Below are 11646 nucleotides of genomic sequence, written 5' to 3'. Positions count from 1 at the left end.
TCTACTGCAGGAATCTCGATCTCAGGCGCAGGTGCTTCCTCTACCACTGGTGCCGCAGCTTCTGCTGCCATTGCCGCCGCAGCTGCCTCAGCTTCCGCCTTTGCTGCTTCCTGCGCTTCAAAAGCAGCAACCTCTTCTGCAAATGCAATTTTCTCGAGGTTTTTATCCGCCTCCTCAGCAGGAGCCTCAGGCGCAGGAGCCGCTACTTCAGGAGTAGCTACAGCCTCTGGAGCTGGCGCTGCTTCAGGAACCGCTGCCTCAGGTGCAACTTCAACCTCAGGAACCGGTGCTGCCTCAGGTGGTGCCGCAACTTCCGGAGCTGGTGCTGCTTCAGGAACCACTGCCTCAGGTGCAACTTCCGGAGCCGGTGCTGGCGCAGGAGCTTCTACAACTTCAGGCGCTGCCGCTGCTTCAGGTGCTGCTACTGCTTCCGGAACTGTTGCCGCCTCAGGAGCTGTCGGAGCTTCAAGTGCTTCTACTGCTTCTGGAGCTGCTGCTGCGGGAGCCGCTTTCTTTCTGGTTGCTCTTGGCTTCTTTTCCGGTGCCGGTGCTGGTGCTGTTTCAGGTGCCGCTGCTTTTGTATTTGCCATAATTAATCTCCTTTTTAAAAGAGAACTACGTACAATCCTACATATATATTATCTTTTATAATTGTCAAAATGAGAAATTAACTTCTTATAAAAAGACTAAACATTTTGTTACAAAAAAGTTTCTCATTTTAAAATTAATATTCACTTGCGATTTTCTATAAAATAAAAAAAGAGAGCACTTTGCCGGTACTCTCCTCATCAAACATCATTTATTCAGCATAATAAACATAGTTCTCTTTTCTCGGAGCTGCATCCTTAGGAGGCTCAGCCGCATATCCAAGTGCGCAGTGGCCGATTCCTTCATAATCACCACTAATTCCAAGCTTACTCAGAAGATTTTTTCCAAACTCTGACTCAAACTCTTCCTTCGCTCTGTGAATCCAAATGCTGGCAACCCCAAGGCTCTCTGCGGCATTCATAAGGTTTCCCATAACGAGCGAGCCATCGTACACATGCGTGGGAACACTTTTATCTGCAAGAACTATCAGAATAGCCGGTGCCCCGTAAAAAGGATCAAACCCTTCATCCCATCCACCGATTTTCCTGTTTTCCTCTGAAATCGCATCGCGCAGCTCCTTCCCGGTAACCGCGATGATGATAGGACTCTGCTTGCCCATCCCTGTTGCCGCATAAGTTCCCGCTTTAATGATGGCATCAAGCTCTTCTTTCTCAACCATGTCCGGCTTGAATTTTCTGCAGCTACGCCTTGTCTCCAAAACCTTCAGTGTTTCGTTCATGATCATACCTCCTGAATCCTTTTATATGGCCTAAAGATATGTGCTTTTCCTTAATATATATTCGCATACCTTTATAGACATTTTTTGTTTTGTGTGCTTTTACGCAAAATAATGCTCGTAAAATAGTTTATTTTCTTTATAGATATTACGTCAAACATTATGACTTTTCGTCCACCATTTCATCAAGCTAGACACAAACCAAAGTATTTTCATCAAGCTAGGCACAAACTAAATTATTTTCATCAGACTGAGCCACAAACTCAAACCAGCCAAGCTCCTCTATCCTTAAAAGACTAAAAAGGAGCCCGACAAACGTCAGACGCCTCCAATTCAACAAAAATAATATCAGCCAACATACAACAAGTAATAATTCCTCAAACCAGTTCAATATCTACCAAACAATTGATCTTCTACTCCGGTCAATATCTTCAAAATCATCCCTTACAGCACATCCAAATACTTAATCTCATAAGTCAGCTCGCCTTCATCATCAATAGTAAGCACGAGATATGAAGGTTTTCTGCCCTCCTGTCTGGGGTAGGAGAGGCTTCCGGGGTTAAACACGTACATGCCGTCTATCTCCGCCGCCACAGGCTTGTGGGTGTGGCCGTAGATCACGACATCTGCGCCTCTTGAGAATGCCTCGCGCATGATCTCATCGCTGCCCATATTCACAAGATATCTATGTCCATGAGTAAGGAAAAATGTGTGCGGCCAAACTTCAAAAACCTGCTCATCGGGAAGACTACAAAAGAAGTCGTTATTGCCTCTCACAATCCGCATGGGAGCGCCTGCAAGCTGCTGCATCTGCGTTTCACTTCCCTCCGTGTCGCCGCAATGAATGATAAGGCTGACAGGGCTTTCCGCCTCTACAGCCTTATAAAAATTCTCATCTTTTCTATGTGTGTCACTAACAACCAAAATTTTATGCATACAAAAATATTACCTTACTAAGTGATTACTTAAGCTTCTCAGCCATCATTCTGAGCGCTTTGCCTCTGTGGCTTATTGCGTTCTTCTCCTCAGGGCTAATCTCTGCGGAAGTCTTGCCGTATTCGGGCAGGAAGAAGATCGGATCATAGCCAAAGCCGTTTTCACCTGCAATCTCATGGCCGATTATTCCTTCCATTGTAGCCCTGACTACAAGCTCCTCGCCATTTGAACGAACTGCTCCTATGGCACATACGAATCTGGCAGTGCGCTTTTCATCCGGAACGCCTTCAAGTTTCTCGAGGATCTGCTTGTTCTTCTCGGAATATGGTGTGTCATGTCCAAGGAATCTGGCGGAATATATGCCGGGCGCCTTGTCCAGGTAATCAATCTCAAGTCCTGAGTCATCAGCCATGATGCAAAAATCGGTCATCCCCTTCTCTTTGCAGTAATCAGCGACAGCTCTTGCCTTGATCATGGAGTTTTCCTCAAAAGTGGTGCCGTCCTCAACTATATCAAGGTCGATTCCCTCATCCTTCATGGAATTGATCTCGGATGCAACTCCGCCCAGAATCTCTCTGATTTCTCTCATCTTGTTTTCATTACCGGTAGCAAAAATTATTTTCATAATATATCTCCATTACAAATAAATTGTATCGATTAGCCGTTTATAATTCCCTGCAGCGCATCATCCTCAGATGAGGAATCTGTGGGATTTACCGCCTCAAAAGCATTGCGAATTCCCTCTGCAACACCCTTAGCGCACTTCTCTATATAGCTGTCCTTGGAAAGCTTGTCGTGATCGACTCTGTTATTGAGATTGCCGATTGTCACGAAGGCAGACGGAATCTTTGAAGTGGTCAGCTTTTCATTCTCCTTATAGGAAGAAGATAGCCCGAGAGCCTTGTTACCTGAGTTCTCCGCAACGCTCATCTCAAGCTTGTCGGCGAGTTCCACATTTCCGAAGCCTCTTATGAAAAATCTGTCGTTGAAATAAGTCCTTACACCTGCGTCGCTCTCGACTGTCTCGTCGATTCCAAGCTGCACATAGAAATCCGCACCGGAATCATTTATAAGTGATGCAAGCGCCTCCGCTCCAACCTCGGTGTCATCGAGCGTGGTAAAATACAGCTTCACGCTCTCATCTCCCTGAAAAGCGTTCTTAATATATGGGATCATCTTAAGCCCGAGCTCATCCACAGGATCGATTACTACTACATTTTCATAGTCACCCGAAGGTGCGTTAAAATTCACCACAATCTCGCCGTCTCCGAGCGAAGTTGAATTCTCGTATAGGCCGTCAAGCCAGAATTTAAGGCACACAAGACCGCTATCTCCAAGAGGGCTGAAGGTAGCCTTCTGGATGCAGATGAGGTCTGTCACCACACCGTTTTTCGCATAAAATTCAGGGTCTTTGCCCTTTACATAGAGCACAAACTGGTGAAGTCCGTGCCTCTCCTCAAAGGTGATGCTGTCTGAAGATACCCCGCTCTCAAGCGGTATCACCAGGCTTCCGTTTCCTTTAGAAGTCGTGGGAGCCTGAATTTTCAATTCATATTCACGGGCATCTTCGATTTTTGTTACAACCTCCTCACCCGCTTCAGCGATTATGACATCCTTGGTGGCAGCTCTAAAGAACATGACTCCGAGCGACAGCACCACAAATATACCGGTCATGATCGCGGTTTTCCGTAGTCTGTTTTCAATCATTACTTATATTCCTTCTGGGAGGTTTAGGTCCCATGTATTGGTAAAAATAGGTCTTTATCATACCGTTGTAAATCTTACGGTTTTTGTCGGCCTTTTTGCCGATATCGCGCTCCGCCTTGTCATATGCGGTTATAAGGTACATAGACCAGGAATCCAGCGCCTTATATCTCTCGCCAAGCGTCTTGTAAAGCTCAGGAAGCTCCTTCTGCTCACCGATTCTCTCGCCGTAGGGCGGATTGGTGATAATGAAGCCGTATTTCTTCCTGTGACTTAAGTCAGCGACAGGTCTCGCCTGAAAATGTATCATTTTATCGACGCCGGCCTTCTCGGCATTTATCCTGGCAATATCAATAACCTCAGGATCGATGTCGTAGCCCTGAATATCGGTATCGACGCCAAAGTGAATCTCATCAGCGCACTCCTCGCGCACATCCTTCCAGTTCTGGGAAGTAATGATATGTGTCCATTTCTCCGCTGTGAAATGTCTGTGCATTCCGGGTGCCACGTTCGCCGCGATCATCGCCGCCTCAATGGGGAAGGTTCCGCTTCCGCAGAAGGGATCCACAAGTATCCTGTCGGGTTTCCAGGGTGTCAGCATCAAAAGAGCGGCCGCCAGGTTCTCGGCAATCGGAGCCTTGGCCTCAAGCTTTCTGTAGCCTCTCTTGTGGAGTGACTCGCCTGTCGTATCAAGGGCCACGGTAACCTCATCCTTCATAAGGAAAACCCTCACCGGGAAGCTCTCGCCGCTTTCCTCAAAACGCATGATTCCGTAGATATCGGAAAGTCTGTCAACCATCGCTTTTTTCATAATGGACTGTATGTCAGACGGGCTAAAAAGCTTACTTTTAACACTGCTGGCCTTCTTAACCCAGAACTTGCCGTCCTTCGGAATGTATTGTTCCCAGGGAAGCGCTCTGGTTCCCTGATACAGCTCCTCGAAGGTTATCGCATGAAAAGAACCAACCTTGATGAGTACTCTCTCGGCCGTCCTCAGTCCGATATTAGCACGGACAACGGCGTCCGCGTCACCGATGAAGGTCACTCTTCCGTCCGCAACCTCGCGTATCTCATAACCAAGGTTAATTATTTCTTTTTTCAAAACCGCTTCCAGACCGAAATGGCATGGCGCAATCAAATCAAATCTCTGCATAGTTATCCTTTTATAATAATCTGCGGGTGACTAATTAAATCCGTTTTATTTTATCACAGTTTGTAGTTTTAAAAAATTTTTTATTTCACTATAAAGTTCCGGGAACTTTTGTCGATATACTTATTGCAGAACAAAAAGGACAATCTCCTTTTCTTAATGACCGGTATGGAGTCCCCACCCATGCCGGTCTCCTCCCATTAATGGGGGATTTTTTGTGTCTCGAACCTGGGAAACAGAAAATAAGAAAAAGAAATTTAAAAACAGTATTGACAATTACTTATTCGATGTTATAATAATTTTTGCTGCACAAGTTGTGCAGGCATGTGTGTGTAGCTCAGCTGGATAGAGCGTCTGGCTACGGACCAGAAGGTCGAGGGTTCGAATCCTTTCACACACGTCGATTAAAATAAGAGCCATAGCAATTAGCTATGGCTCTTATTTTGTTCGAGTCCGGTGGACTCTAACGGGTTCGATCTCCGCTCGGCGTCACTTTTTCTGTCGTATCAGTCGTACTACCATAATCACCACGGCGATGATAGTTATTATTACGTCGAAGATCGGCATTGCCATCTTCAGCACTAAAGTAATAACCGGAAATGGAGTTCCTATCATATCGGGATCCCATGGGATCAGATACACATCCATTAAGGGTGTTATCTTAAAAACAAACAAATTCATAACCAGCGTTGCCGGTATTAAAATCAGTGATTCATACGGATTCTTTTCCATCTGTTCAAGTTTCCTTTTTTCATATAATAAAAGGATGAATTTTTATAAATTAAAATTCATCCCATACTTTATCTTTATAGACTTATATTATAGTACAGTACTATCACTGGCTAAGCAAGCCTCCGCCACCGGCGGCCAGATTTGCTTCCTCCTCTGCCTTGGTTCTTGCAACCATGGCCTCCATCTCGGGTCTTGCAATATCGAAGCAGGCTAGCATCTTTGTGGAGAAGATTCCGCTCTCACCATTTTTGATCATCTCATAGGCCTTGCTGGGCGAATAAGCTGATTTATATACACGGTCACTTACAAGCGCATCATAGACATCCGCAAGGGAGGTTAGCTGCGCAGCGATGGAGATTTCCTCTCCCTTTAAGCCGTCGGGATAACCCTTGCCGTCGTATTTTTCATGATGGTGTCTGCATATATCGTAGCTGACCTCAAGATACTCCTTATCCTGCAGGTCTGCCAGCATCTTAACGATCTCGCAACCTCTTGTGGTATGCGACTTCATGATGTCGAATTCATCGGGCGTAAGACGTCCGGGCTTTAGCAAAATAGCATCGGGAACGGTGATCTTTCCGATGTCGTGCATGGCACTGGCATTTGTAATAACCTCTATCTTGTGCGGTGTAAGTCCGAATTCGGGATAGTTTCTCATCGCCACATTTGCCAGAATCTGAACAAAGCCCTTGATCCTCTTTAAGTGATATCCTGACTCAAGATTACGGAACTCAACTATCGTACAGATTGTATCGATAATTCTGCTGTTGGTCTCCCTTAAGCGTTCCTCCTGCTTTTTAAGAACCAGGTACTGCTTTTTAAGAACCTTGGTCTGATCGTTAACCTTCTGTTCAAGAACCTTGCGGTTCATATTGAGCTCGATAGCCCTCTTAACCCTGTGTTGGACTATAAATGAATCAAAGGGTTTATGAATAACGTCGGTAGCGCCTGTCTGGTAGCACTTTCTCTCGGTCTCTGCTGAAGTGTCCGCAGTAATCATCAAAACCGGAATCTTGTCGGGAATCTTGTGCTTGAAAAGTTCCTCCAAAAGTCTGAATCCATCCATCTCAGGCATGACAATATCAAGCAGAATCGCGGCGATCTCGTCCTTTTTCTGCGCAATAATTCCAAGAGCCTTCTTTCCGTTTTCAGCCTCCAGAATATCATACTTATCCTTGAAAATTTCAGCCAGGATACCTCTATTTATTTCTGTGTCATCTACAATTAGAATACTCTTGTCAGCCACTTTTAGCTCCTTGCTATCGGTTTCTCACCGTCAAGCATTACCAGTCCGCCATCTTTCCCTGTAAATGTTATTCCCCTGGATGTTTCTACTATTTCATGAACTCTCAGTACTCTGTTGCCAAGTTTCACGGTAGTTCCGCTAAATACAAGTCTTGAGACTATGACTTTGGCATCCCTAACCGATTCCATCTCTTTTTCTATATCTTTCTTTCTCTCGTTAAGCGTTTCAAGCTCTGCTTCCTTTATTGCAGATTCCGCATTTACCTTGATTTTTATCTGCAGCGCCTGTTTATTGGTATTATCATTAAACGACTGAAGTTTTACCCGCTGCTGTTCATACGTTTTGAGCTCCGCATATAAACGACTGACATTCTTAAGAAGCATTTGGTACTCGTAATCAAGTTCCTCCGTAATGCCCGTTCTTACAACTGTTTCCTTAACTGTTTTGCTTCCAAGAACCGCTGTTTCAACGCCCCTTAGTGAGGTAACGACACCTCCGCTCACAAGTCCTTTTTCGCCAAGCATAACGACTTTTCCGTCAGCTGATACATCGCAGTTCAGGCAGTCGTTGGAAATAAGATCACCCTTGCACTTGATGTTTGCCGTATCAAGATGAGCTGCTGCCACCATGCCTCCGGCCGTTATCGAAACACGGTCGTTTACATTTCCGACAATACTTTTTTTGACAAACACGCGGCCGCCGGCATGTATATCGGAACACGAAACGCTTCCGTCCACCACAACATCACCTTTTGCCTGGATGTAAACATTGTCTACATCTCCTTTTACCCAGATGGTTCCGTCGTAGACTATCTTATCTTTGACATTGATAAGTGATTCGTAGGTCTTAGCCTTATCAATCCTTATCTCACCGTTTAGGATTCTTCCGACACCCGCAAGCGAGGACACATACGTCTGCTTATCGGCCAGCATCATGAATCCCTGTCCTTTTAGTATCGGTTTTCCTTTTCCAGGCTTTGCCTTTAACAGTTTTCCGTTGACATCGAAGCCGTCCTCACCGACAGTTGCGGGATGATAGATTGCAAGCTTATCTCCGAGCTTGACCTCCTGGAACACTTTTACCCTGGAAAAATCCGCCACGTCTCCGCTGCTTAAATCCGGCTGAATGTCCTCGTTTAAATTCATAAGGAATTCATAATATCCATCAGCCCCGTTCACAGGCGGTTTTCCCTGAGCTACCAGGGTCTTAACCCCGAACTTCTTATTCAGTATCATCTCTTCGATGGCCTTCCTGCTGACGCCCCTTCGTACACGGGCGCTGTACAGCAGCTTAATCACCTTCTCAAGAGTATATGTTGTTCCCTTGGCTCCGAGAGGAAGAGTAAAATAGCACTTCATTTTATCTTCCGAAATATCGATAAGGCGTCCTTCCTCAGTCTGAAGGAACTGCCACGCCTTAACCTCTTCATCCGCAGGTTTATCCAGTTCTTCCTGGAGCTGTCCCGTAAATAGCTTGCTCAAATTGCTGGGAAGAGTTTTACCCTCCTCAAGCCATTTACGCATGATTCGCATCTCCTGCGCGGGATGAACCATGCTCTTATACAAATCTACATCTACATTGTTCTCAAGTCCCCTTCTTATCTCGTACATCTGATCTGCGCGATAAAGGGACTTTGCATAGGGCGTAACATCAATCTGATGTTCAAGTCCAAGGCGCAGCTCTCTCATCTGCTTCCAACCGTATTTCTCATCGGCATAAATGGAAACATCGAGGTTCTGCTCCAGCCCTTTTCTGACCTCATGCATACATTCGCCGCGCATGCCAAAAAGGAAGTAACGGTCTATATCCTCGATTCCTTCCTGTTTTGCCTTTCTGATCTGTTCCAGCTGCTCGGCATCAAAATTTCTTTTTACATATTCGGAGATATCTATCTTCTCCTTAAAAGCAATGTGGATCTGCTCCAATGTGGATGCATCCTTATTGCGAATCAATCTCTCGTCAAGCTCGAGGCCATCCTCGAGGCTCTCTCTTATCACCCTCATTTTCATGTAGGGCATATCTATTCGCGCATACTGAGATATGTCTGTGCCGTGCTCGAGACCAATCCGGATCTCTTGCATCTGCAGCCAGTTGAATCTCTCATCCTGATAGAAGATAACAGGCACACCCGCCATAAGTCCGAGTCTGATCTGTTTCATCTGGTCTGAAAAAAACTCCGGCCTTGCATACTCGGAAACATCAAGATTTTCCGAGAGCCCTTCTCTGATCTCGGCAAGCTGCATTATATCAAAGCCCGCCTCACGATAAGAAGACATATCTATTCCGCTCTGAAGCTCAAGCCGTATCTCTTCCATCTCATTCCAGGGCACATCAGGCTTGGCATAGGTGTCTACATTAACCCCGGTGGAAAGTCCCTTTCGGATTTCCGCAAGCTGATAAATGTTGAAATTCTGTTCCTTGTACTTTTCAACATCTCCGCCCTGTTTCTTTATGAGTAACAGCTCGTTAGCTATTAAATCGGGCTGATATAAACTTTTATCCTCATCGGCAGTAATTACAGCCATTATCAGTGCCCTCGCGTATTATTTCGGCATATACTCTTCCAAAAATATTCTATCACCGAAAAAAATAACGCTCAATGAAATTGCACGAATTTATGAATATTTAATACTATTTTTCCGTTCTCTTCAAACACGATTACATTCTGTCAAATAGTTCAGCAATGCTAACATCGTACGGCGCACGAAGCACTCCAAATTCAGTAACTATGCCTGTTATAAGCTCGTTATCCGTAACATCAAAAGCAGGATTATAAACCTTCACTCCCTCCGGAGCCATTCGCTCCTTATACCACATCTCGGTAACCTCTTCGGGTTTTCTCTGTTCGATTTTTATGTCGTCGCCGGTCTTCGTGTTTATGTCAATTGTTGAGGTTGGCGCGCATACGTAAAAAGGGATTCCGTAGCGTTTTGCCACAGTCGCCACCACACTGGTTCCGATCTTATTGGCGGCATCTCCGTTAGCGGCAACTCTGTCGCACCCCACGAAAATAGCGTCTATCGCACCGGTTTTCATAAGAGATGCTGACATGTTATCGCACAAAAGAGTTGTATCTATTCCGGCTGACTGCAGCTCAAATGCGGTGAGTCTTGCCCCCTGAAGGAGAGGTCTTGTCTCATCGCAGTAAACGCGTATATTCATGCCCTTTTCATGAGCAAGATACATAGGCGCTGTGGCTGTGCCGTACTTGCAGGTCGCAAGCTGTCCCGCGTTGCAGTGTGTCAGAAGGCCGTAGCCGTCCTTTATAAGAGTGAGGCCGTTCTCTCCGATCCTTCTGCAAACATCGATGTCCTCCGCCTTAATGCGCTCGGATTCCTCTCTCATTTCGGTTATAAGAGCGTCCCTGTCAAAAGAGCCTGCCCCACCTTCCTCTGTCATTCCGCGCTCCTTAGCCACGCTCATCACATGTGCTTCCATGCGCTTAAGTGCCCAGGAAAGGTTCACCGCTGTGGGTCTTGAAGAATTGAGGTAGTCACTCTTTTCCTTGAGTTCTGTCATGAACTCCGAAAAAGTCTCTGCCTTCGAATGTTTCATAAGAATATAAAGACCAAAGCCCGCAGCTACTCCGATAGCCGGTGCACCGCGAACCTGAAGAAGATAAATCGCATTCCAGATTTCCTCCCCCGTGCGCAGCCTTATCATCTCCGTTTTTCCGGGAAGAAGCGTCTGATCTATTATCTCGATCGCATCATCCTCATCGACAAGCGCTACTGTCTCATAGTCCAAAATACTTTTCATTACCAAAAATCTCCTCTTACATTTTTTATCTGCTATTTTCTCTCAGCAAAGAATCTCTGCAGATCTGCCATAAGCTCTTCCCGCTTAATGGACTTTAAAAGATAGCCTTCGGGCTTTAAGTTTACAACCTTCATAACACTTTCCTTGTCACTTTTGCCCGTAAGGAAAATAACCGGAATATCCCTGGTTGAGGGGTCGTTTCTGAGCATCTCAAGAACCTGCGGTCCGCTTGTAATCGGCATCTCATAGTCCAGAAGTATGAGGTCCACCTGTGTCCTTCCAAGAATCCTGATCGCCTGAAGCCCGGACACAGCCATGGAAACCGTATATTTCTCGCGAAGCCAGTCCCTGATCAGACCTATGTAGGTGGCATCGTCGTCCACTATCATGATGCTTTTTTTCGAAGGATTCAGAAGTTCCGAAAACTGGTTCTTGACCGTTTCGATGAAGTCCTCAACATCCAGTGGCCGAAGGAACGTCTTCAGAATCATTCCACTGGGCAGCTGTCCCTTGGCGATATCGGTGTCTACCTTTTCGCCGATGATAATAATCTGCTTATCATCCTCTGTCAGGTGCTCGTTCAGATAGTGAAGAAACGATTTCTCAATCTTCTCAGACTGATCAAGATAGTATGCAATTGCTGATGCGTTATCCCATTTTTTGCTCACCACATCGATATCGGGCGTAACAAAGAAGAAGTCTATACCTGCCTCCCTGAGTTTATTCTCAAGAGCACGTATGACGAAAGTCTCCTTAATTCCTATAAGCATCAATTCCTGATTTCCCATACTCATC

General features: G+C 45.7%; 11 protein-coding genes and 1 tRNA gene. 1 reads left to right on the top strand and 11 read right to left on the bottom strand.

Going from position 1 to position 11646, the window contains the following annotated elements; translation table 11 throughout:
- From G630_RS25245 to G630_RS0119235, 6 genes are all read right to left on the bottom strand, one after another.
- Nucleotides 1-590 (bottom strand): hypothetical protein (locus tag G630_RS25245; RefSeq protein ID WP_196805831.1); only part of this gene is annotated, 590 nt, incomplete at its 3' end.
- A 209-nt stretch (nucleotides 591-799) separates the two neighbouring features.
- The gene (locus G630_RS0119255; protein WP_026499504.1) at nucleotides 800-1327 is read right to left on the bottom strand and encodes a nitroreductase; all 528 of its coding nucleotides are present in this window, start codon (nucleotides 1325-1327) and stop codon (nucleotides 800-802) included.
- Nucleotides 1328-1768: 441 nt separating this feature from the next.
- Nucleotides 1769-2260, bottom strand: a complete 492-nt coding sequence (locus G630_RS0119250; RefSeq protein WP_026499503.1) for a metallophosphoesterase family protein — start codon at nucleotides 2258-2260, stop codon at nucleotides 1769-1771.
- A 25-nt stretch (nucleotides 2261-2285) separates the two neighbouring features.
- Nucleotides 2286-2885, bottom strand: coding sequence for an RdgB/HAM1 family non-canonical purine NTP pyrophosphatase (gene rdgB, locus G630_RS0119245; protein ID WP_330363845.1), 600 nt, complete (start codon nucleotides 2883-2885; stop codon nucleotides 2286-2288).
- A 32-nt stretch (nucleotides 2886-2917) separates the two neighbouring features.
- Nucleotides 2918-3967, bottom strand: coding sequence for an N-acetylmuramoyl-L-alanine amidase (locus tag G630_RS0119240; RefSeq protein ID WP_026499501.1), 1050 nt, complete (start codon nucleotides 3965-3967; stop codon nucleotides 2918-2920).
- Complete coding sequence (locus G630_RS0119235) at nucleotides 3960-5117, bottom strand: THUMP domain-containing class I SAM-dependent RNA methyltransferase (protein WP_026499500.1); 1158 nt, start codon at nucleotides 5115-5117, stop codon at nucleotides 3960-3962. Before G630_RS0119235 ends, G630_RS0119240 begins: the two co-directional genes overlap by 8 nt.
- Nucleotides 5118-5440: 323 nt before the next feature.
- On the opposite strand from G630_RS0119235, the gene G630_RS0119230 reads away from it, so the two are divergent.
- A tRNA-Arg gene (locus tag G630_RS0119230) sits at nucleotides 5441-5514 on the top strand.
- A gap of 89 nt (nucleotides 5515-5603) precedes the next feature.
- Here the strand turns inward: G630_RS0119230 and G630_RS0119225 are convergent.
- The 5 genes from G630_RS0119225 to G630_RS24025 form a co-directional block, all read right to left on the bottom strand.
- On the bottom strand, nucleotides 5604-5846 hold the full coding sequence (locus G630_RS0119225; RefSeq protein WP_026499499.1) for a hypothetical protein: 243 nt from the start codon (nucleotides 5844-5846) through the stop codon (nucleotides 5604-5606).
- A 103-nt stretch (nucleotides 5847-5949) separates the two neighbouring features.
- Complete coding sequence (locus G630_RS22990; protein ID WP_022762776.1) at nucleotides 5950-7092, bottom strand: HD domain-containing phosphohydrolase; 1143 nt, start codon at nucleotides 7090-7092, stop codon at nucleotides 5950-5952.
- Nucleotides 7093-7094: 2 nt separating this feature from the next.
- On the bottom strand, nucleotides 7095-9617 hold the full coding sequence (locus tag G630_RS0119215) for a DUF342 domain-containing protein (RefSeq protein ID WP_026499498.1): 2523 nt from the start codon (nucleotides 9615-9617) through the stop codon (nucleotides 7095-7097).
- Between the two features lie 133 nt (nucleotides 9618-9750).
- Nucleotides 9751-10851 (bottom strand): S-methyl-5-thioribose-1-phosphate isomerase, encoded by a 1101-nt coding sequence (mtnA, locus tag G630_RS0119210; protein ID WP_026499497.1) that lies wholly within the window; start codon nucleotides 10849-10851, stop codon nucleotides 9751-9753.
- Between the two features lie 32 nt (nucleotides 10852-10883).
- The gene (locus G630_RS24025; RefSeq protein ID WP_049946319.1) at nucleotides 10884-11645 is read right to left on the bottom strand and encodes a response regulator; all 762 of its coding nucleotides are present in this window, start codon (nucleotides 11643-11645) and stop codon (nucleotides 10884-10886) included.
- Between the last annotated feature and the right edge of the window lies 1 nt (nucleotide 11646).

It is taken from the genome of Butyrivibrio sp. WCD2001 (assembly GCF_000424485.1).
Taxonomy (GTDB): Bacteria; Bacillota; Clostridia; order Lachnospirales; family Lachnospiraceae; genus Butyrivibrio.
The sequence above is the reverse complement of the archived record's forward strand: the minus strand, read 5'-3'. Positions and strand labels throughout refer to the sequence as shown.